This is a genomic window from Oceanobacillus sp. B139/18, from assembly GCF_055524595.1.
In genome coordinates this window covers 303,039-324,747 of record NZ_JBVFXI010000003.1, presented here as the reverse complement: position 1 = coordinate 324,747, position 21,709 = coordinate 303,039, and the positions used below count along the sequence as shown (strand labels likewise).

18 protein-coding genes and 1 pseudogene are annotated in these 21,709 nt (G+C 35.7%); 16 read left to right on the top strand and 3 right to left on the bottom strand.

The annotated features are described in order from the left end of the window. Nucleotides 1–822 (top strand): carbohydrate ABC transporter permease, encoded by an 822-nt coding sequence (locus tag ACZSMY_RS11990; RefSeq protein WP_042530103.1) that lies wholly within the window; start codon nucleotides 1–3, stop codon nucleotides 820–822. A gap of 85 nt (nucleotides 823–907) precedes the next feature. On the opposite strand, the gene ACZSMY_RS11985 is transcribed toward ACZSMY_RS11990, so the two are convergent. After that, nucleotides 908–1,894, bottom strand: coding sequence for a Gfo/Idh/MocA family protein (locus tag ACZSMY_RS11985; RefSeq protein WP_465147816.1), 987 nt, complete (start codon nucleotides 1,892–1,894; stop codon nucleotides 908–910). Between the two features lie 51 nt (nucleotides 1,895–1,945). Beyond that, nucleotides 1,946–3,031 (bottom strand): Gfo/Idh/MocA family protein, encoded by a 1,086-nt coding sequence (locus ACZSMY_RS11980; protein WP_465147815.1) that lies wholly within the window; start codon nucleotides 3,029–3,031, stop codon nucleotides 1,946–1,948. Nucleotides 3,032–3,323: 292 nt separating this feature from the next. Here ACZSMY_RS11980 and ACZSMY_RS11975 point away from each other — a divergent pair, with 292 nt between their 5' ends. The 13 genes and pseudogenes from ACZSMY_RS11975 to ACZSMY_RS11915 all read left to right on the top strand — a co-directional run bounded on the left by ACZSMY_RS11975 (nucleotide 3,324) and on the right by ACZSMY_RS11915 (nucleotide 18,639). After that, nucleotides 3,324–4,136 (top strand): SDR family oxidoreductase, encoded by an 813-nt coding sequence (locus tag ACZSMY_RS11975; protein WP_465147814.1) that lies wholly within the window; start codon nucleotides 3,324–3,326, stop codon nucleotides 4,134–4,136. A 438-nt stretch (nucleotides 4,137–4,574) separates the two neighbouring features. Continuing rightward, a pseudogene (locus tag ACZSMY_RS11970) lies at nucleotides 4,575–4,700 on the top strand (LacI family DNA-binding transcriptional regulator); the annotation flags it as partial. A 277-nt stretch (nucleotides 4,701–4,977) separates the two neighbouring features. Continuing rightward, a complete protein-coding gene (locus ACZSMY_RS11965; protein WP_256704998.1) occupies nucleotides 4,978–6,516 on the top strand; it encodes a response regulator in 1,539 nt (512 codons plus the stop codon). Nucleotides 6,517–6,532: 16 nt separating this feature from the next. Then, nucleotides 6,533–8,269, top strand: a complete 1,737-nt coding sequence (locus ACZSMY_RS11960) for a cache domain-containing sensor histidine kinase (RefSeq protein WP_226894996.1) — start codon at nucleotides 6,533–6,535, stop codon at nucleotides 8,267–8,269. Nucleotides 8,270–8,465: 196 nt separating this feature from the next. Then, complete coding sequence (locus tag ACZSMY_RS11955; protein WP_052485102.1) at nucleotides 8,466–10,142, top strand: extracellular solute-binding protein; 1,677 nt, start codon at nucleotides 8,466–8,468, stop codon at nucleotides 10,140–10,142. Nucleotides 10,143–10,452: 310 nt separating this feature from the next. Next, entirely contained in the window at nucleotides 10,453–11,307 is an 855-nt protein-coding gene (locus ACZSMY_RS11950) for an ABC transporter permease (protein WP_084613013.1), read from the top strand. Nucleotides 11,308–11,319: 12 nt separating this feature from the next. Further along, a complete protein-coding gene (locus tag ACZSMY_RS11945) occupies nucleotides 11,320–12,213 on the top strand; it encodes a carbohydrate ABC transporter permease (protein ID WP_339179511.1) in 894 nt (297 codons plus the stop codon). A 23-nt stretch (nucleotides 12,214–12,236) separates the two neighbouring features. Beyond that, complete coding sequence (locus ACZSMY_RS11940; RefSeq protein WP_379542465.1) at nucleotides 12,237–12,860, top strand: YesL family protein; 624 nt, start codon at nucleotides 12,237–12,239, stop codon at nucleotides 12,858–12,860. A 470-nt stretch (nucleotides 12,861–13,330) separates the two neighbouring features. Further along, the gene (locus ACZSMY_RS11935; RefSeq protein ID WP_379542464.1) at nucleotides 13,331–14,338 is read left to right on the top strand and encodes a substrate-binding domain-containing protein; all 1,008 of its coding nucleotides are present in this window, start codon (nucleotides 13,331–13,333) and stop codon (nucleotides 14,336–14,338) included. Between the two features lie 74 nt (nucleotides 14,339–14,412). After that, nucleotides 14,413–15,711: an ABC transporter substrate-binding protein gene (locus ACZSMY_RS11930; RefSeq protein WP_465147813.1), complete on the top strand. Its 1,299-nt coding sequence runs from the start codon at nucleotides 14,413–14,415 to the stop codon at nucleotides 15,709–15,711. A 21-nt stretch (nucleotides 15,712–15,732) separates the two neighbouring features. Next, a complete protein-coding gene (locus tag ACZSMY_RS11925; RefSeq protein WP_332094399.1) occupies nucleotides 15,733–16,665 on the top strand; it encodes a carbohydrate ABC transporter permease in 933 nt (310 codons plus the stop codon). A gap of 3 nt (nucleotides 16,666–16,668) precedes the next feature. Beyond that, a complete protein-coding gene (locus ACZSMY_RS11920; protein ID WP_042530121.1) occupies nucleotides 16,669–17,493 on the top strand; it encodes a carbohydrate ABC transporter permease in 825 nt (274 codons plus the stop codon). Nucleotides 17,494–17,520: 27 nt separating this feature from the next. Then, nucleotides 17,521–18,639: a glycoside hydrolase family 172 protein gene (locus tag ACZSMY_RS11915; protein WP_256704995.1), complete on the top strand. Its 1,119-nt coding sequence runs from the start codon at nucleotides 17,521–17,523 to the stop codon at nucleotides 18,637–18,639. 334 nt (nucleotides 18,640–18,973) lie between these two features. Here ACZSMY_RS11915 and ACZSMY_RS11910 read toward each other — a convergent pair whose 3' ends face one another. Further along, complete coding sequence (locus tag ACZSMY_RS11910) at nucleotides 18,974–19,747, bottom strand: AraC family transcriptional regulator (protein WP_042530125.1); 774 nt, start codon at nucleotides 19,745–19,747, stop codon at nucleotides 18,974–18,976. A gap of 192 nt (nucleotides 19,748–19,939) precedes the next feature. Between ACZSMY_RS11910 and ACZSMY_RS11905 the strand changes: the two genes are divergently transcribed. Together ACZSMY_RS11905 and ACZSMY_RS11900 are read left to right on the top strand one after the other, a co-directional pair. Then, nucleotides 19,940–20,647: a ThuA domain-containing protein gene (locus tag ACZSMY_RS11905; protein WP_042530128.1), complete on the top strand. Its 708-nt coding sequence runs from the start codon at nucleotides 19,940–19,942 to the stop codon at nucleotides 20,645–20,647. A gap of 27 nt (nucleotides 20,648–20,674) precedes the next feature. Next, nucleotides 20,675–21,703 carry a Gfo/Idh/MocA family protein gene (locus tag ACZSMY_RS11900; protein ID WP_465147812.1) on the top strand — a complete coding sequence of 343 codons (1,029 nt, stop codon included), beginning with the start codon at nucleotides 20,675–20,677 and terminating at the stop codon, nucleotides 21,701–21,703. Nucleotides 21,704–21,709 lie beyond the last annotated feature (6 nt).

Below are 21,709 nucleotides of genomic sequence, written 5' to 3'. Positions count from 1 at the left end.
ATGAATAAACGTGCAGGTATAGGTTTCTATATATTTCTAATCATATTTGTATTTTTAGTGATGTTTCCGTTTATTTGGGTGTTCTTAACGTCGATAAAGCCTGTAGGAGAAATATTTACATCATTTAAATGGTTTACAACAAATCCTACGACCGAATCCTATGAAGCTGCGGTAACGAATCGCCCGCTTTTGCGATATATGTTAAATAGTTTTGTCGTTTCAACGGTAACAACAATTTTGGCGGTAGGTTGTGCTGCCTTCGCATCTTACGCAGTAACTAGATTACCGATAAAAGGGAAAGGTTTATTCCTGGGAGTTATTTTAGCTGCTTCCATGTTTCCACAAGTAGCAGTTATTTCGCCAATCTTCAATATCGTAACAGAGTTAGGCTTACGTAATAGTTATACGGGATTGGTTATTCCTTACATGACAATCAGTTTACCATTATCAATTTGGATTCTGTCTACCTTTTTTCAAAAGATTCCATTTGAATTGGAGGAATCTGCTAAACTTGATGGAGCCAGTCCATTTCAAACATTCCGTAAAATTATTTTACCGCTGGCGACACCAGGTATTTTTACGACTGCTATTCTGGTATTCATTGCGGCGTGGAATGAGTATTTATTTGCTCTAACAATTAATAGTGATGATGTATGGAGAACGGTACCAGTTGGAATTTCCATGTACCAAAGTGAATATTCTGTTCCTTGGGGAGATATCAGTGCAGCAACGGTTATTGTAACCATTCCAATTGTTATTTTAGTATTGATTTTCCAAAGACGAATTGTTTCAGGTTTAACATCAGGATCTGTAAAAGAATAGAGAAAACATAGTTAGAGCGGATAACTTAAGGGTTATCCGCTCTAACTATATGATAGAAATTCATCTCAGTAATTATGGTTATGAGTCATGAAGGATTTATCCAGCATCCTTCTTTGTTTGATTTCATTGCTATTTCGTTAACTAAGGTTAGATTAATAACATCAGACTTATTTATTGACGGGGCAGTTCCATTTATAATTGCGGATGCCCATTGTTCCATAGGCATAGGCAATGCTTCTGGCGGGTTATCCGGTGTGGACCACTCCCCATTTCCAAATGTCTGGCGGATTTTGTTGTCTTCGATTAGTATCGTGCCTTCTGTTCCGTAGAGCTCTAATTGAAACGGACTGCCTTTGGATAGGAAACCAGTCTCGAGAATCCCCATCGCACCAGATTCATATTCTACTAAGACGACAGCGTTGTCATCTGCTCCAAGGTTGTTTGTATGATTCATATGGGAAACCAGTTTTTTTACATTACCAGCCAGCCGGTTAGTCAAATAGATGGGGTGGGCACCTAAATCAATTAATGCGCCGCCTCCAGATTGCTCTTTTTCAAAAAAACGCTTCGGTAACCAGCCCTCGCTTTCTTCCGGCCCTACAACTGCGCCATCATGAGCAGTACGGCATCGAATAGTAGTAAGTCTTCCAATCCAGTTATTATCTATTACCTTTTGCGCATATAAATAATAATCTTCTGTTAATCTTGGAAGTGAAACCATTAATTTAACGCCATATTGGTCTATCGTATTATAAATTTCCTCACAATCTTTCACTGTAAAAGCTAAAATTTTTTCAGTGAAAATATGTTTTTTATTTTTTGCAGCTGAGATAATTACTTCTTTATGCAAATTTGTTGGGGTAGTGACAACTACTCCTTCAATTGATGGATTTGTTAAAACCTTTTGAAGATCCGATTCAAAAGGGACTCCTAATTCCTCTGCCCACTTTTCTCCTCTGTCCGCATTTTCATCCCACACGAGTTTAATAGATAAATTATCATTAGCTTGAATTTCTCGGGCGTAGTCATCCGCATGTACATGCCACCTGCTTAACAATGCAATATTAACCAATTCAATTTCCCCCTAAATATATATTCTACAAAACTCATTTTTTTAACTTTACTATTGATTAAAATAAACGGCTTTCCCCGTTCGTGCCGATTCGTATATTGCTTCCAATATTTGCGTGACAACAAGTGCTTCACTTGGCTTCACGACTGGTTCGGTATCATTGATAATACTTTCAATCCAATTTCTTGCTTCTAAATCAGGATCACTTTCAGAGTTACCGTCGTAAAATGCCACTCCTCCTGATTCCAATTCAATTTCCTGAATATATAATTTACCAAAGTCTTCACCATTAATTCGTAATCCATTTTTCATATCTGCACCACTTTTCGTGCCGCTGAGAGAGCATTTTGCTTCATCCACGTCTAAGGAATTCAATGCCCAGCTAGATTCCAGAACAATTGTTGCGCCATTTTCCATCGTTATAAAACCAAATGCAGAATCTTCTACTGTAAAGGCCTCTGGATCCCAAGGTCCCCAGGCATTTGCTGCATTTTCATTTTTCCCTAATTTATGATAGACCGTTCCCATAACCGATTTGGGTTTATAGTTATTCATCATCCATAATGTTAAGTCAAGCGCATGTGTACCAATATCAATTAATGGTCCGCCTCCTTGCTTTTCTTCGTCGAGAAACACTCCCCATGTAGGTACTGCCCTTCTTCTTATAGCGTGTGCTTTTGCATAATATATTTCTCCCAAATCTCCTCGCTCACAAAGCTTATGCAGATGCTGGCTGTCGGGTCTAAATCGGTTATTATACCCAATCGTTAATTTTTTGCCTGTGCGTTCAGCTGCTTCTACCATCTTTTTAGCTTCTTCTGTTGTCTTGGCCATTGGTTTCTCACACATGACATGTTTTCCAGATTCCAACGCAGCCACTGTGATTTCCATATGCGCATTGTTTGGGGTACAGACATGAACAACATCAATGGATGTGTCTTGTAATAATTCTTTAAAATCCACATATGTCTTCGCATCTTTCGTTCCATATTCCTTTGCAGCTTTTTCTGCCCTTTCAAGTACAATATCGCAAAACGCTGTCATTTCTACTTGCTCCAATTTGCTAAGGCTTGGCAGATGTTTCCCGTTTGCAATCCCACCGCAACCGATAATTGCTATTTTAAGCTTTTTAACCATAATAGAACCTCCTATGAAAACGATTACATTTATATCAGTTTAAATTTAATTTTAACTATTGTCAATCTTGAATTATTCATAAAACCAAGTCTCACTCCAAATTTAAACAATAAATCATACGAAACCATATCAAGGCATTGTATTTAACAAAATAAAAGTTATAAAACAAGTGCTTTTTTCATATTATCCCTATATTTTATGTTAAAATATAATTCGAGAAAACGTTTTCATGATTTAGGTGAATTAAAAACTTCAAGTCATTTATAAGCTGTATTTTAGAAAGGAGAAAATCATGAACGAATTAACGAGGAAACAGTATCCATTAAAAGGAAGAAAAATCTTGATTACAGGAGTCAGCAGACGAGCCGGAATAGGATATGCTATAGCCAGAAAAGCAGCTGCCCTTGGAGCTTCTATTATTATTCACCATTATCAAGCACACGATCGAGAGCAAGATTGGGGAGCTGATGACTTAGATGCTGTGATAGAGGGAGTGAAAGCAGAGCTTGTAGAAGACGCAACATTTCATGAGTTCAAAGGCAACTTTATGGATGCTTCTGCTCCTGAAGAGTTGTTCAAAAAAATAAAAAAACATTGTGGACATGTAGACGGTTTAGTTTGTAATCATGCCTTGAGTGGTTCCGATGGACCTTTAGAAGAACTAACGGCAGAGATGATTGACAAACACTATATTATAAATACACGTTCTTCTCTGCTGCTTGCCCAATTATTTATGAAACAGCATTCATCCGAAAAAAATATTGGGAAGATTATTTTTATGACTTCCGGACAGCAGCAAGGCCCGATGCCCGGAGAAGTGGCTTATGCTACTGCAAAAGGCGGATTAGCAGAAATCGTCCTTACGTTAGCTGATGAATTAGCTGATAAAAATATTACAATTAATACAGTGAATCCTGGTCCAGTAGACACAGGTTATTTAACAGAAAGTAAATGGAAAGAGGTAAGAAGTAAATTCCCATTTAATCGTTTTGGGGAACCTAGTGATACGGCTAATCTCATAAGCTGGCTGTTAACTGACGAAGCGTCCTGGATTACAGGGCAGGTGATAAATTCAGAAGGCGGATTTGCACGATGGAGGACTTAAAGAGGGGGGAGTGTTGTTTGATTTATTTAATTGGTTTTAGATTTGATAATGAATATCTACTTAATTCCTATATTTAATGTATCTTTAAGCGTACAGTATAATTAGATTTAATTTATTAAAAATACCAAGTCACTCTATAAATGTGATTTGGTATTTTGGGTGTCATTTTGAAAATGACAGAAATGAAAATTAGTCCATATCAAAGTTAAAATAAACTTTAATGGTAAGCTAAAAACACTTAAATGAGCAATTTCTTATATTATTGCTTATTGCTTTATTTATTTGCAACGACTATACGGTGGTAGGTAAGAATTTGTAAGGCTGCAATATTCTAGGAATAATTCAGGTGTTAATTATACAATGAGTGAAAATGGCAGGATAATCAGATATAATATCTAATAAGAATAGAAGATGACCAGAGCTGAAAGGATAGAAATTATGGCCACAATTCGAGATATTTCTGAAAAAGCAGGAGTTGCAAAGAGCACCGTGTCCAGGTATTTAAATGATGGATATGTCAGTGAAGCAACAAGAAAAAAGATTGAACAGACAATTAAGGATAGTTCTTCTCGATTGTTAAATAATTTTAATTTAGTTTGAAACAAAGTGTGATTTAAAAAATAAAGCAGCCATTATAAGAACTCTTTTCCGGTAGTTAATTGTGATACTATTAACTTTATCGGAAACGGGTTCTTTTTCATTTATTTTATGCATTATTTATCCTATTTAAGTTATACATCAGTCAAATGATAGTAAATTATGAAGTTTTCTCAAAAGATAATTTAGAATAAACATAGTTCATATCTTTAAATGAATGTTATATTTTAATAAAGGAGGTCGGATGATGTATCGTATTCTAATTGTAGATGATGAAAAAGATGAAAGAAACGTCATTCGTTTTTTATTAAAAAAATTTGATTTCGAGTTAGAAATAATAGAAGCGGCTAATGGGAAAGAAGCTTTTGAAGAATTAGTGAGAAGCCCTGCTGATATTTTACTTACTGATGTGCAAATGCCTTTTGTAAACGGTATAGAATTAGCAACGAAAGTAAGGGAGCGCTATGATGATATAGAAATTATATTTTTTAGCGGTCATGATGATTTTAATTTTGTTAAGAAAGCGCTAACGCTAAGAGCTGATAATTATATATTAAAGCCTGTTAAACCAGAAGAATTTAATCAAACAATGACAGAAGTAATGAGGAATATTAGAAAACGTAAAGAGGAACAAGAAAAAAGAGAAGTAAATCAATTATTTATAAAACAGCATATTCTATATCGTTTATTAAATCAAACACCGATAGATATATTGAAAAATGAATACCCTTTCTTAAATTTTGATTTTTTAAATGACTATAATCGAATGATTCTTGTCCATTCTGATACTGCTTTTTTGGATAGTTTGTTTGAGGAAGAAAATGAATATTTTTATGAAGTAATTAAGAGAGCCACATTAGATAGTAAATATGACGTAATTAATCTAAATCCTTTTCAAATCGTCTTACTATTTAAAGATAATTTAAGGAGACCATTTACATATAAGGAAGCTGCTATGCAAATACAACAAAAAATCCAAGAAACATATGGCATCAATTGTGTTCTCTCTGTAAGTAATCATATGAAGAATCCAGTCCAAATAGCTCAAACGTATAATGAGTTAGAAGGTTACTTAAAAGATCGCTTTTTTTATTCAGATGTCTTTATCTATCCAATTGATACACCATTAACAGATAGTAAAGAGTACAAAGAAGATGAATATTTATTAGAAGAAATCGAAAGAGCACTTCAACAAGGGGATACAGTAGAATTAGAGCAAAAGATAAGTCTAATTATTCAAAAGTACGATAAAAGAACGAATACTGCACAAGGTTATCTTCGCTTCTTGTTCGCCCGGCTGCTGCAGTTATTTTTTCAGACAATGCCGGAATACAGTAAAGACAGCATGAATAGATACATTGAATTAATCTACTCTTATAAACATTTCTCTGACATCAAGCAGACTTTACTGGAAGTACAAAGGAAAGTAATAAAAGGATTAGAAGAAGAAAAGAATTCACCGAAGCATGTCATTGAAATAGTGAAACAATATATTATAGAGAATATAGAAAAAGACCTGGGTTTAGACATGTTAGCGGAAAAAGTATATTTAACGCCTGGTTATTTAAGTGATAAGTTCAAACAGGATACTGGGGTAGGAATTAATAAATATATTAAACAGGTAAGGATGAATAAAGCAGAAGAATTGCTTAGTAATACCAATATGAAAGTGAATACTATAAGTAAAGTGATTGGTTATAAAAACGATTCCTATTTTATTAGAATTTTTAGAGAGCATTTAGGTGTCAGTCCCCAAAAATACCGGGAGATGAAAAGAAGGTAGAGGTGAAGTGAATGAGATGAATCTTTTTAAACAAGGCTTTATTAATTTAAAATTCCGCAAGAAAATATTACTGATTTGTATTGTTGCCAGCTGCTTACCTATTATGACGTTAGGAAGTATGTGGTATTACCAAATACAAGATTCATTAGTTACCCGTGAAAATGAAAATCTTTCTGAAGCATTAAACCAGTCCATTCTAAATATAGATTATAAAATCGATAATTATTTGAACATAGTTAATCAAATTGTATGGAATGAAGAAATAAAAAATGGATTAACTGCAGAGTATGATAGCAACTATGAAATGTATAAGTTTTATAATGATACATTGGCTCCTACATTGGCTACCCCGCCAACTTTACAGACGGATATTGATTCTATTACTGTTTATACCGATAATCAAATGAACCCTTATGATCAATTACTGAGACCGCTGGCAGACATTAATCAAAATAGCTGGTTTAACAGTACTAAGGATTCGAATCGGCCAACTCTGGTAGCTTCATCGGAGGATGAAATATTTAAGCTGATTTATCCAATATTTGATGAACGCAGAATGTATAATAATATTCTTCAAATGGAAATAAATTATCAACAATTTTTTGACTCAATGTCCAGTTTATTTGAAGAGGATTATGGTGTCGCAATTTTGGACAGTGACGGAAATCCTGTTTATTCATATGAAACATTTTCTGATAGAAGTCTGGAAGGTAAATTTTCATTATTAGAGTCAGCAGAAGGTGTTGATAACATTGAATCTGATTTTGTCATTCAACAAGCTGAATTACCTTCTTATAGTTGGACTGTTTATTTATATCGGCCGACTGATATTATTTCAGCTGCTACGCTTCCGATGAGAGTAACGGTTGTATTGGTTATCTTATTAAGTATTTTAATTATGGTATTATCTATTTATTTATTGGCAAAAGTAGTGGTTAGACCACTAGAAAAACTATCGGAAAATATGCGAAAGATAGAAGAAGGAGATTTGACAGTCTCCGTTTTTAACAGCGGTACGGATGAAATTGGAAGCTTAATCAAACAATTTGGAGATATGGTCAATAAATTAAATAATATGATCAATCAGGTATATAAAAGTAAAATTGCCCAGCAAGAATATGAAATGAAAGCTTTACAGGCGCAAATCAATCCGCATTTTTTCTACAATAGCCTTTCATTGATTAATAGTAAAGCTATTATGGCAGAACAAGAAGAAATCAGCCAGATGACTCAACACCTGTCCAGCTTTTATCGAACTACTTTAAATAAAGGGAGAAGTATTATAGAAGTAGAGAAAGAACTTGAAAATGTGATTTCTTATATAAATATTCAACAATTAATGCATTCCAATTCATTTGATGTACATTATGAACTGGATAAATCAACTTATCACTATACCATGTTAAATTTACTTTTACAGCCATTAGTGGAGAATGCTATTAATCATGGAATCGACCATAAAGAAAGTTCTGAGCGTGGGAAATTGATGATCAAATTAAAAAGAATAGAAAATACATTAGAATTTTCTGTGACTGATAATGGAGCAGGAATAGAACCAACGAAGCTACAGTCCATCTTAACTACCAAGACGGAAGGATATGGTGTTAGAAATGTCCATAATAGAGTGCAATTATTTTATGGTTCTTCTTACGGTTTAAAGTATGAAAGTGAAATGGATTACTATACGAAAGTAACTTTGGTTATCCCAATTGTTCATGGAGAGACACAATTGTCTCACCATGTAGATGAATAGGAGAAAAACTCCACAAAATAGTTGTGGGGTTTTTTTAATTCAAGCATGAAAATAATAAAATATTCCGGAAAATAGTATATGAAAACGGATTATTTGATATTTCCCATGCATCAAACATCAATTAAAATAAATTTATACGAAATCGATGGCCATGATTTTGCTAGAAAGACAGAATATGAAGGGAGATTATAAGAAAATGAAAACGGATTCATTGAAAAATATTAAATTACTAATAATCTTATTAATGCTAACCAGTACATTAGCTGCATGTGTACAGAAATCTTCCAATGATGGGGAAACAACAACAGAAGATGGCAAGCCTATTATCAATATCGGCCGTTCGACAGGCTCCAATCCTAAACTGCCTGAAGGGGATACTTTTGAAGATAATGCGTATACTCGTGTAGCTGAAGAAGTATTAGATATAGAGATTCGAAATGCATTCGAAGCAGAGGGAGAAGACTATAACAGGCAAGTAGCTTTGGCTATTTCTTCTGGAGATTTACCAGATATGATGATCGTTTCCAGAGAGGAGCTGAAAGATTTAGTCGATAATGATTTAATTGAAGATTTAAGCGATGTATATGAAGAAAATGCGAGTGATTATATTAAAGAAACCTATGCCACCTATGATAATCAGCCTTTAGAAGATGCGACCTTTGAGGACAGCCTTATGGCACTTCCGGGAACGGAGTCTCTGGCAGCACCGCAAATGGTTTGGATACGTGAGGATTGGTTAGAAGAATTAGATTTATCAATAGATGAAGATGGAGACAGCCTGATTACTTTGGACGAATTGGAAGAAGTTGCGAAATCTTTCATTGAAAATGATCCAGGTGATTCTGGCAATCCGGTTGGGATACCTTTTGAAAATTATTTAAATGCAGGAGATTATGGATCATTTACGATGAATTCTATTGCTGCGGTTTATGAAGGACAGCCTAAAAAATATTTAATAGAAGAAGATGGCAGTATTTCTTATGGATCAACATCAGAAGGTACAAAACAAGCACTTGAATTAATGAATGACTGGTTTGAGGAAGGTATCATTGACCCGCAATTTGGAACGAGATCATTTGATGACATTATGGCCTTGCTTACAAATGGGCAAACAGGTATCGCAACAGGCCCTTGGCACATACCGGACTGGGGGTTATCGAATATTAGAGAGATGGATAATGATGCAAGATTTACAGCTTATGCATTAGCGGATGATGAGGGCAAAGTAAATGTACCCGAACAAAAAACAACAGGCAGTAATTTTATCGTTGTCAGGAAAGGATATGAGCATCCAGAAAAAGCAGTCGAAATGTTGAACTTATTTTATGACGACATTGAAAATACAACAGAAGAGGATATGGAAAATACGTTCCCTGAGGTCGCAGAATATTTGGAACAAGGTGTCGATGATTCAACGAAACCATTTAACATCGTAGTTCTTCCAATGCAGACATATTTGGATGATTATCAAGATGTTCAAGCTGTTTTGAATGAAGAGATGGCTGTTGAAGAAATTACTAATCCTCAAGTTAGACAAAGTATAAATGGAATTGAAAATTATACGGAAAATCCTGAGGACGCACCAACTTCTAACTGGTCTAGCTATCATTCCCGTATTGTAGGGTGGGGGTTAATGAACAAGCTGACGGAAGAAGAACGATTTAATTGGGTAGAAGCAGCTTATGTGGTGAACACACCAACCATGGAACAAAAAGGAGCTAACCTAACAAAGTTAGAAGAAGAAGACTTTATTAAGATTATAACAGGAGCAGAGCCGGTTGATTATTTTGATACGTTTGTTGACAACTGGCATAATCAAGGCGGTAACGAAATCCTGGATGAAATAGAAGAAGAGCTGACTCAACAAGAATAGATAGTGAAGAGGAGCTGAGCAACAGCCCCTCTGTTACACATTAGGAAAGCATAAAATTTTAGCGCAGAAGTGATTCGACGTAGTAAAAATTTTTAGGTACCAAGTATAAGCGCAACTAAGGCATTCGCCGAAAGGCTTGCACTCCAGAGCATAAGGGATTCTAAGAAAGCAAAATACGCTTTCAAGACTCCCTTTAACGAATACCAAGTTTTCTTTAAAGGAGGGAAAGAAGTTGGCAATAAATAATCAGGTTGCACCTGCACGTGATCGTAAGAAAGATGTGAAAAAGGCGAAATTAACCTACCACGCTATGCTAGCGCCAGGAATGATTTTTTTGCTTATATTTAGCTTTGCGCCAATGTTTGGAATCATCATGGCTTTTCAGGATTTTGTACCGGCAAAAGGTTTCTTTGGCTCAGAGTTTGTAGGACTGGAACATTTCAGTTATATGTTCAACCTTCCTGATATTGGAAAAGTGTTTCGGAATACAATTGTAATTGCATTAGGGAAAATTATTTTTGGTTCGCTGCTTGCAATTGCATTTGCGATTTTATTAAATGAAATTCGTGTGAAATTGCTTAAAAAATCTGTACAGACTATTGTTTATTTACCTCACTTTTTATCATGGGTAGTTTTGGCAACGGTTGTGGTCAATTTATTTAGTTTGGACGGAACGGTTAATCAAATTTTAGATTCGTTCGGTCTGGATAGAATTAATTTTCTTGGAAGTAATACCTGGTTTCAGCCCTTATTAATTGGTTCGGATGTCTGGAAAGAGTTTGGCTTTAACTCCGTGATTTATTTAGCTGCTATTGCTTCAATCGATCCAGGCTTGCATGAAGCTGCCAGTATGGATGGAGCAAATTGGTGGAAACGTGTTTGGCATATTACCTTACCGGGGATGCTGCCGATTATCCTGCTCTTAGCCATTTTAAGTCTCCCAAGTGTACTAGAAGGCGGCTTTGATCAAGTATATAACCTCTATTCTCCAATGGTTTATGAAACTGGGGATACGATTGATACTTATGTATATAGAGAAGGTTTGGTCGGACGTGATTACAGTTTTGGAGCAGCTGTAGGTTTGTTTAGATCTGTAATTGGTTTGATTCTAATACTGTCAGCTAATAATATAGCCAAAAAATTCACAGAAAGAAAATTATTCTAAGGGGGAGTATAAATGATACAAGGAAATAGTCTCTCCACGAAAATGGGAAAATTTATCATTTATCTTATCGTTATATTTTTGGGGTTAATATGTCTATTACCCTTGTGGAATATCGTTGCTATATCCTTCAGCAGCGGGGCAGCAGTGGCGGCTAACATAGTTGGACTTACGCCGGTCAATTTTTCAACAGGTGCTTACGAAATGATTATGGAGGATGCACAGTTCTGGAGATCATTCTTTATATCTGTACAGCGCGTGGTGCTTGCTTTAGTAATTAACTTGACATTAATTGTGTTAATGGCTTACCCATTATCCAAAACGAAACGTGAATTCAAGAGTAGAAATATCTATATGAACATCATTATTTTTGCCATGTTATTTAGCGGCGGATTAATTCCGACCTATATTATCATCAGGAACCTGAATTTATTAGATACCATTTGGGTTTTAGTCTTACCGGGGGCAGTACCAATTTTTAGCGTGATTTTAATTATGAATTTCTTTGTCGGTGTCCCAAAATCTTTGGAAGAAGCAGCTATTATTGATGGTGCCAGTCCACTGCAAATATTAACTAAAGTCTATATTCCGGTTTCTTTGCCGGCTCTAGCAACAGTGGCATTGTTTAGTATTGTAGGTAACTGGAATGATTTTATGACAGGACTTATTTATATGAGTCAAGTAAGTAACTATCCGATTATGACCTATATTCAGTCTCTTACCATTGATATTTCTGAGTTGGTGAGGTCTGGTACAAATAGTGATGCGCTGCAGAATATTGCTGAAGTACAGAATCGGAATCTCAATGCAGCAAAAATAGTAGTTTCTACGATTCCTTTATTATTGATTTATCCTTTTCTTCAAAAATACTTTGTAACGGGTATTGTTGTGGGATCTGTTAAAGAATAGTGTCAACTGGGGAGGAATAAAACATGGGGAGTATCTTAGGGATAGACGGTCCTGTATATCATTTTTTATCTAGAGTAGTAGAATTGATTTTACTAAATATAGTGTTTATCCTTTTCAGTTTGCCGATTGTAACAATTGGTGCTTCTGTTACTGCTATGTTTTCAATTACGTTGAAAATGGTTAGGGGTGAAGAGGGTGGGCTAATCAACGGGTTTTGGCAGGCATTCAAAAATAATTTCAAACAAAGTACACTTATTTGGGGGCTTTTAGCTTTATTCGGAATAATTCTAGCATTAAACTATTTCTTTTTACAATTTTATACTGGAAAATTTTCAACAATAATTTTAATGAGTTTAGTAATGTTCTCGGCCATTTTCTGTATATATCTTGTACTGATTTTTCCATATATTGCACGTTATAACTGTACAATAAAAGAAGCTTGTATAAATGTAATAAAAATAAGTATAGCCAATATGTATTTTATTTTATTAATTATTGTCTTTATACTGGGACCCGGAGTGTTAATGCTCTTCTCACCATTATGGCTGGTAGTAAAAATATATATGGATATTTTTATTGGTTTTTCTTTTATTGCTTACGTTAGCTCTTTTATGATTAGAAGAATATTTGAAAAGTATGAGACTTAACAGTAGATTTTTGGAAAATAGTATTGGTAAAAGATAAATAAAATTCTAGCATATTAAACGAATCCTTTGATAAACTGTCAGATTTTAGCAGGAGAGTTCGCTGAATTTCTTAATAAGTTGACTTAGGCAACTTATTAAGAAATTCTATTCGAACATTGTATAGTGTCACTCCGAAGAGTGAGACATTTACTATTGCAATCAATATTAAGTGAATTAATAAATCTTTCTTTTGTGTCTAAAAATTAACTATTTATTTAAAGGATAAGCACTGTAACCAGCGGAGAAAAATCCTAGAGACTACCATGGGAAAAGAAGTGTTTTTCTGTAGCGGTTGCCGAAAGGTAAAATATTAAGTTCAACTTATATAAGTGAATAAAAAATCTCGATATTTATTGACAATTGAAAGCGATATCTTTATTATGTAATTAAATATTAAACGTTTAACTTTTTTATTTAGGAGAGGGTGTCTTTTGAACGTAACTTTGAAAGATGTAAGTAAACATTGCGGTTTATCAACAGCTACAGTATCGCATGTATTACATGGTACAAAATCTGTAAAGAAAGAAACGAAAGAGAAAGTGTTAAAATCTGTTGAAACATTAGGTTATATACCACATGCATCCGCTCGCCAGCTTAAATCTGGTTCTAGCCAATTAATTGGTGTTTTAACCATTGGTTATAATCCATTTTTTACAGATGTACTTAATGGAATACAGGTTCAAGCAGAAGCCTTAGGTTGGAAAATTATTGTAGGAAGTACAGGGGAAGACATAGAAGCACAACAGTCATTTCTTGATTCTCTGATGCAACAAAGAGCAGAAGGAATTATTATGGCACCAACAAAAGGATGGACAAAGGAAAAATTAAAACGCTATCTAAATAACACATCTATGGTTTTTTTGGATCGTAAAGTGCCTGGTCTGGAAGAATATACGTTAGCTACAAATAATGAACAAATTTCAGTTGAAGCAGTCAATCATCTAATCAACGAACATTCCTATAAAGAAATAGGTATTATTTATGCAAATACGGAAGTTTCCTCTATGGAAGATCGAAAACAGGGATATATGAAGGCAATGAAATCTGCTGGTTTCTCTGTAAAAGACAACTTTATAGCTTGTGGTGACGGAAGTATTGAAACTGGTCAGAAAGCAATGAAAAAATTATTGGACCAAAATCCTCGTATAGAAGCAGTTTACATTACGAATAACCAATTACTTTTAGGAGCATATAGAGAGCTGAAAAAAAGAGATAAAAAAATTCCTGATGACATTGCAGTTATAGGATTTGATATAGAACCATGGATGGAATTTTTACATCCGCAAATCACTATTATTGAGCAACCTGTTCAAAGAATAGGGGAGCAAGCAATACAAAAGTTATTAGATATAAAAAACGGAGAAAATAAAAAGACAGAGGAGTTAAAGAATAAATTGATTATTGGAGAGACATGCGGGTGTATTCAAAGTAAAATTTAAATAATAAGTTTGATAAACTTATTAATTTTTAACTCGAAAGTTAAACGTTTAACTTTTCATGGAGGATGAAGAAAATGAAAAAAATCATTTGTTTTTCTAATATTATTCTACTTTTATTAATAGTAGGTTGTAGTAATAATGAGAATGCTTCTTCTGAAGAGGATATGCAGGAACCTGTAGACTATTCTGAGCCAGAAGGAACAATTGTATGGTCAAGCGGAGGCCTTTCCGGATTAGGGTTAAGAAAAGAATTAATAGAAGGGTTTGAAGAACAATACCCAAACGTTAATGTTGAGTTGGAGGAAGCACCGTCTACTACAAATCAATCACAAACTTATTATACGACCACAATTGGAGGGCAAAACGAAACACCGGATATTTACAGCGGGGATTCCAATTGGCCAGCACAATTTGGGAATGCAAACATTGCAATGGATTTGTCAAATGTAATGCCAGAGGAATTTTGGAATCGTTTTCCAGAAACATTGATTGATTCTGTTACTTATGAAGGCGGAATCTATGGTGCTCCATTCTATGATAATATCGGCGTTCTTTATTATCGCGAGGATATTTTAGAAGAAGCGGGGTTGCCTGTTCCGAGCACATGGGAAGAATTGCAAGAAACCTCCATACAATTACAAGAAGAGGGATATGTGGACTACGGGTTCGTTTGGCAGGGTGCTTCTTATGAAGGGTTAACGACAAATTTCTTAGAATATTTACGTGCAGCAGGCGGGGATGTCTTAGATGAAGATGAGAATGTCGTGATTAACTCACCGGAAACAGAAAAAGCTTTATCCTTTGTAAAAGAGTTGTTTACTAGCGGTGCAACACCAAATGCAGTAGCTACTTTTCATGAAGATGAAGCAACGAATACGTTTAGTTCAGGATCAGCAGCTTTCTTACGTAATTGGATGAGTTACTATGGTCAATTACAGGATCCGGATACCTCTGCAATAAGTGAAAATGTAGGAATAGTACCGCTTCCTGCCTTTGAAGGCGGAGAAAGTAACACAACACAATCCGGATGGAATGTGTTTATCAACCCAAATACAGAGAACCTAGAAGCATCTTTAGCTTTTATGGATTATTTAACAGGTGAAGAAGCTCAAAGGCTGATGGTAGAAAAACATGATATGATTCCGACCAATATCAGTATTACGGAAGATCCTGAAATGATTCAGGAATATCCTATATTAGAAATTTATCAAGAAGCAGTTCCGACACCAAGGCCGAAATCTCCAAACTATAATGCTATTTCTGAAGGTATATATATGAATGTGAATGATATGTTAGTCAGAGATCGAGATGTTAAGGAAATACTGGAAGTTATGGAAGAACAAATAAAATCAGCAAATGAATCTGGATTATAACACAAGAAAAGAGGTTTAGGCATGTCAAATAGAACTAAAAATGTGAATCAACAACCCTTGCATCATAGACCATGGAAAAAAAACGTGCCCGGATATTTAATGGTACTTCCTGCTTTTCTGGTGCTTGCAGCGATTATGTTCTATCCAATTTTTTACACCATTCGTATGAGCTTAAGCAATGTAGATATCTCAAGCAGCGGGTATATATTCGATTTTATTGGGCTGCAGCATTACATTGATATCTTCACCAACCCGGTTTATTGGGATAGCATATGGTTTACATTCTATTTTGCTTTTGTCACGGTTGCTGTTGAAATTGTGCTAGGACTGTTAATTGCGCTAGCGATTAATAAAGTGAAGCGTTTATTAAATGTATCTCTGGTTGTTATGTTAATCCCATGGGCGTTAATCACTGTCGTATCCGGTCAGATGTGGTCATACATCTACAATGCTGTCTATGGCGTATTAAACTATGTTTTGGAAACACTACATCTGATTGACAGCCCAATTGCTTGGCTGGCGACTCCCGATACAGCTGTTATCAGCATGATGATTGCAGAAATATGGAAGACCACCCCATTTGTTGTCATTATATTATTAGCAGGATTACAAATGGTTCCAAAGGATCAATATGAAGCTGCCTCCATGGATGGAGCAAATGTTTGGCAACAATTTTGGAAGATTACGTTGCCAGCTATTAAAGGTAGTATTGCAGTTTCTATTATTTTTCGCTTATTACAAGCTTTTGGGGTATTTGATTTACCGTTTGTATTAACAGGTGGCGGACCGGGTAACGCTACCCAACCAGTTGCAATGTTAGCACAAAAATCATTGTTTCAGAATTTGAATTTTGGTCTAGGTTCAGCGATTTCTGTAAGCGTTGTATTTTTCATTATTATGTTGTCAATTACATTTTATCCGCTGATTCGCTCTGTTGTGAAAGGAGAGTCTTAACCTATGCGACGATTATCCACTGCTGGCCGTTATGCCGTTTTGATTAGTTTTTTGGCTATTATTATAGCCCCATTCTATTGGATAGTTATTACGTCTTTAAAACCGGCATCTGAATTGGGGGATTATCCGCCCAGTTTAATTCCGGAAACATGGACACTAGATCATTATCGGGAAGCATTAGTTGATTTTGGTTTTTTAGAAAATTTATTCAACAGTATGATTGTATCTGTATCTGCAACAATTATTGTACTAATATTTTCAAGTATGGCAGCCTTTGCTATAGCAAAACTGCCATTACCGAATAAATATCCAATGATGGTTGGACTGTTGATTTTATCGATGTTTCCTCCAGTTACCGTTGCGCCGGCCGTCTATATTATGCTGAATAATTTAGGTTTGTTGAACACATATACTGGACTGGTAATCCCTTATATAGCTTTTAATTTGCCATTCGCAGTTTGGTTGTTACGAAATTATTTTGTACAGATTCCGACTTCGTTGCTAGAAAGCGCAAGAGTTGATGGAGCAAATGTATTTACTATTTTTTACAAAATATACCTTCCCTTAATTAAGCCTGGGTTATTTACAGCAGCGATTTTCACTTATATTGCAACATGGATTGAGTTCTTCCTGGCATTAATTATAAATTCAGATCCGTCAATGCGGACGGTTTCGGTTGGTATTGCACTATTCAGTGGTCCATATTCCATTCCATACGGCACCATATTTGCCGGTTCAATCATTGCAATGCTACCAATTGTTATATTAACAGTTATATTCAGAAAAGGAATTATTTCCGGTCTAACCGGAGGAGCAATAAAAGGATAAATTATAATATAGAAAGGGAGTTTTGAAATGTTTACACTAGAAGGAATTGAAAAGTTAAAAAAGAATAAAAGCAGGTCTATTAATCCAGAGAATCCTACTGGAGCAGCCGGAGAAGGTGGTAAAGAAGGAAGTGATTTAGGACCAAGCAGAAAAGGGAGCCCGATGATCCAAATAAAGAGTGGGGAAACCTTGACATTGGCAGAAATAGAGGGGCCGGGAACTATTCGTCATATTTGGATGACAGTGACAGATGCAACCATACACGGAAGCTTTGTACTAAGAGATCTTGTATTGCGGATGTATTGGGATAATGAAGAAACACCATCTGTTGAAACTCCATTGGGAGACTTCTTCTGTAATGGCTTTGGAACACGATGTGATATTAATTCTATGCCTATCGTAGTTAATCCATCCGGAGCAATGAATTGTTATTTTCCAATGCCATTTAGGAAAAAAGCACGTATCGAAATAACAAATGAACACGAGGGAGATATTGATGCTTTCTTCTACACTATTAATTATACCGTAGAAGACGAAATAGACGATGATACAGCATATTTTCATGCACAATGGCGTCGAGAAAAATATACGAAGGAAGCAAAAGATTATACGGTAGTCAGGAATATTGAAGGAAAGGGGCATTATGTTGGAACCTATCTTGCTTTAACTGCACTGGAGCGTTATTGGTGGGGCGAAGGAGAATTTAAATTCTATATTGATGATGATGAAAAATATCCGACTATTTGCGGCACAGGTACCGAAGATTATTTTGGCGGAGCTTGGGCTTTTCATAAAAAACATAAAGATGGAGTTATTCGATCATCCACTTATAATACACCGTTTTTAGGTTATGCTTTTCAATCTACGGAGGATCATACAAGGGATAATTTTCCAACTAAAGATAGTATTCCGACGCATGGATTCGGAAGAGATGCGTTGCCAATGCATGGACTGTATCGTTGGCATTTACCGGATCCAATACGTTTTGATGAAAAATTGACAGTGACGCTTCAACAAATAGGTAATGATGATATTAAATTGTTTGAACGTGCAGATGATATTTCATCAGTTGCATATTGGTATCAAACAATGCCGCATCAGCCGTTTCCTAAATTCCCAGAAACAAAAGAGAGACGACCAAGATAAGATACAGGGATAAAAAGAGAAACTTCTTAGCACAAAACAAGGAAGTTTCTCTTTATTGAGAGTTTTCTAATCTAATCTCTCACGGCATAACTGAAATTATTTTGATAAGAGATTTGATAATTGCCATTAAAATAGAACTTCAGCATAGTTCATTAAAAGTAACTATTAATTTTTGACTTCCTGGGCTGCAATACTTAAAGGTACTATTGCTATAAGCCAACAAAGGGGTATAGAGTTATAAGTAATTCAGATATAGCTGTTTAAAGGTATAAATTCTATTTAGCTTTGGATGGTTCACTGGAATTTTTAATTTACTGACTTGCTTATTCAACCATTAAGATTCAAACATTTTCTCACGATATTCCCTTGGAGAAACAAGATGAAATTTCTTGAAAACACGGTGAAAATACGAATAAGAGCCAAAGCCGCAGTTTTGGGCAATATTTTCTAATGTCATTGTTGTATATTTCATCTGATTGATTGCGGTAGAAATCCGAATCGATTGTGCATATTCCACCATTGTTTGTCCAATATATTCCTTGAAAAGGTGAACACATCTTGACACACTCATATTACAATAATTTGCAATATCATTTATTTTGAAGTCTTGTTTGGTTGCATTTTCTTCAATATAGCGCATCATCTTTGTAACAATATAAGGTCTGTTAATGTCTGTTGATTTTTTATCCAGTGAGCGTTCTAGAGAAACACAAAGTGCACTTAGCAAGTAGTGAGTTAATTTACTATTCTTTTCTTTTTCCGGTCTTCTTTCTTCAATAAAGAGGGATTGCCATAAATTTAAGACGGTGTGATCCATCGTAATTTTGGAAAGTACTGGCCTGTGGCGAAAAAGCTGGTCAACTTCTTCGCCTTCACAATATAAGCAATAGTCACCGCTTTGTTGGCCTTCTGCTACATGCAGTTCATAGGTTTCCCCGGGTTTGACAATTAATAAATCGCCTTTTTCAATATGATGTGTTTCATTGTTTACTTTAATTTTCGCTTTACCTTCGATCTGTAATCGAAACAGATAAGAGGCGTAACGAGATTTATGCATCGTGTGAAATAATTGGTTATGATAGGAATAACCGCAAAAGCTGACTCTCATATTTTTCTCCTTTTATAATTAAATAGTTCATGTTTTCATTATATCATTTATGTTAAATTGATAGAATATCCTTTATGATAATAATTAGATTATCTGTAAATGAAAGCGATTATATCCTTGTGATCTGTTTTTCTCTCTATTGGATTTATTAATCGTTACTTTACGCAAATAAGACAACTAGGAGGTACAGGAATGAATATAACTGTATGGAATGAAAATCGTCACGAAAAAACAAATGAAACCGTTGCATCCATTTACCCAAAAGGTATCCATGGCGCAATCGCCGGCTTTTTAACAGAAGCAGGGCATGACGTAACAACAGCGACATTAGACGAACCAGAGCATGGATTAACAGAAGAAGTGCTGAATAACACAGAAGTCCTGGTTTGGTGGGGGCATATGGCGCATGGGGAAGTACAGGATGACATTGTGGAACGCGTAAAACAGCGTGTATTAGAAGGAATGGGATTAATTGTTCTTCACTCCGGCCATTTCTCTAAAATCTTTAAATCACTGATGGGGACAGGCTGTGATTTAAAATGGCGTGAATCGGATGATACAGAGCGTGTATGGAATGTAGATCCATCTCATCCCATTGCCAAAGGAATCGGCGAATATTTTGAAATTGAAAAAGAAGAAATGTATGGAGAGCATTTTGATATTCCTGCTCCAGATGAATTGGTTTTTGTCAGTTGGTTTACCGGCGGAGAGGTCTTCCGCAGCGGAGCAACATTTAAACGCGGCAGAGGGAAGATATTCTATTTCCGTCCTGGCCATGAAACCTATCCGACGTATCATCAGGCTGAGGTCCAGCAAGTAATCAAAAATGCAGTAGAATGGGCTAAGAATCAAGATACTCCAAAGCATACGTATGGCAATTATCAGCCGATTGAAAAATAAATCAAGATAGAGAGAGGAAGCGGTAAAATGAGTTTGGAAATAGCGGTTATCGGATGCGGAAGTATAGCAAAGCATCGCCATCTGCCGGAATATGCAGCAAATAAACATGTGGAAATCACGGCAGTGTGCGATATCGTCGGGGAACGGGCAGAAGAAGCAGCGGTTAAATATGAAGCAAAGGCATATACAGATTATAAGGAACTGTTGAAACAAGATGACATTGATGCGGTCAGCGTTTGTCTGCCAAATTACTTACATGCACCTGTCAGTGTGGATGCACTGAATGCCGGAAAGCATGTGCTTTGTGAAAAGCCGATGGCAACCTCTGCAGAAGAGGCAGATCAGATGATTGAAGCGGCACAGCAAAGTGGAAAGAAATTAATGATCGGACATAATCAGCGTTTTGTCAACTCGCATCAAAAAGCCAGAGAACTGATTGCATCTGGAGCGGTTGGCAAGGTTTACAGCTTCCGTACCACATTTGGACATGGCGGACCAGAAGGATGGAGTGCAGATGGCAAAGATAGCTGGTTCTTTAAAAAAGACGAAGCATTTATTGGGGCAATGGGAGATTTAGGCGTGCATAAAGCTGATTTAGTCCGTTATTTATTACAGGATGAATTTGTAGAAGTTGGTGCGTTCGTGGAAACCAGTGCGAAAGAAAATGCAGATGTAGATGATAACGCGACGCTGATACTTAAATCAGAAAAAGGCACGATTGGGACATTAGCTGCCAGCTGGGCTTATACAGCGAAAGAAGATAATTCCACCATTATTTACGGAGAGAAAGCTACATTACGTTTAGAAGATGACCCGACGTACTCTTTAGTTGTTCAATATACGAATGGCGAAACAGTAAAATACGAGCTGGGCGCCATTCAGTCCAATGATGAAGGCGGCCAGACAACGACACATGTCATTGATCATTTTATTGATTCCATTCAAAATGATACAACACCTTTGATCGACGGTGAAGAAGGAAAGAAATCGCTCGCTATTATTTTAGCAGCATTAGAATCCGTTGAAACAAAAAGAATCTATTCCTTGGAGAAGTGACAAATC

Coding starts and splice junctions, on each gene's coding strand:
- ACZSMY_RS11990 (WP_042530103.1), top strand. CDS start 1: ATGAATAAACGTGCAGGTATAGGTTTCTATATATTTCTAATCATATTT.
- ACZSMY_RS11980 (WP_465147815.1), bottom strand. CDS start 3,031: ATGGTTAAAAAGCTTAAAATAGCAATTATCGGTTGCGGTGGGATTGCA.
- ACZSMY_RS11975 (WP_465147814.1), top strand. CDS start 3,324: ATGAACGAATTAACGAGGAAACAGTATCCATTAAAAGGAAGAAAAATC.
- ACZSMY_RS11965 (WP_256704998.1), top strand. CDS start 4,978: ATGATGTATCGTATTCTAATTGTAGATGATGAAAAAGATGAAAGAAAC.
- ACZSMY_RS11960 (WP_226894996.1), top strand. CDS start 6,533: ATGAATCTTTTTAAACAAGGCTTTATTAATTTAAAATTCCGCAAGAAA.
- ACZSMY_RS11955 (WP_052485102.1), top strand. CDS start 8,466: ATGAAAACGGATTCATTGAAAAATATTAAATTACTAATAATCTTATTA.
- ACZSMY_RS11950 (WP_084613013.1), top strand. CDS start 10,453: ATGCTAGCGCCAGGAATGATTTTTTTGCTTATATTTAGCTTTGCGCCA.
- ACZSMY_RS11945 (WP_339179511.1), top strand. CDS start 11,320: ATGATACAAGGAAATAGTCTCTCCACGAAAATGGGAAAATTTATCATT.
- ACZSMY_RS11940 (WP_379542465.1), top strand. CDS start 12,237: ATGGGGAGTATCTTAGGGATAGACGGTCCTGTATATCATTTTTTATCT.
- ACZSMY_RS11930 (WP_465147813.1), top strand. CDS start 14,413: ATGAAAAAAATCATTTGTTTTTCTAATATTATTCTACTTTTATTAATA.
- ACZSMY_RS11925 (WP_332094399.1), top strand. CDS start 15,733: ATGTCAAATAGAACTAAAAATGTGAATCAACAACCCTTGCATCATAGA.
- ACZSMY_RS11920 (WP_042530121.1), top strand. CDS start 16,669: ATGCGACGATTATCCACTGCTGGCCGTTATGCCGTTTTGATTAGTTTT.
- ACZSMY_RS11915 (WP_256704995.1), top strand. CDS start 17,521: ATGTTTACACTAGAAGGAATTGAAAAGTTAAAAAAGAATAAAAGCAGG.
- ACZSMY_RS11910 (WP_042530125.1), bottom strand. CDS start 19,747: ATGAGAGTCAGCTTTTGCGGTTATTCCTATCATAACCAATTATTTCAC.
- ACZSMY_RS11905 (WP_042530128.1), top strand. CDS start 19,940: ATGAATATAACTGTATGGAATGAAAATCGTCACGAAAAAACAAATGAA.
- ACZSMY_RS11900 (WP_465147812.1), top strand. CDS start 20,675: ATGAGTTTGGAAATAGCGGTTATCGGATGCGGAAGTATAGCAAAGCAT.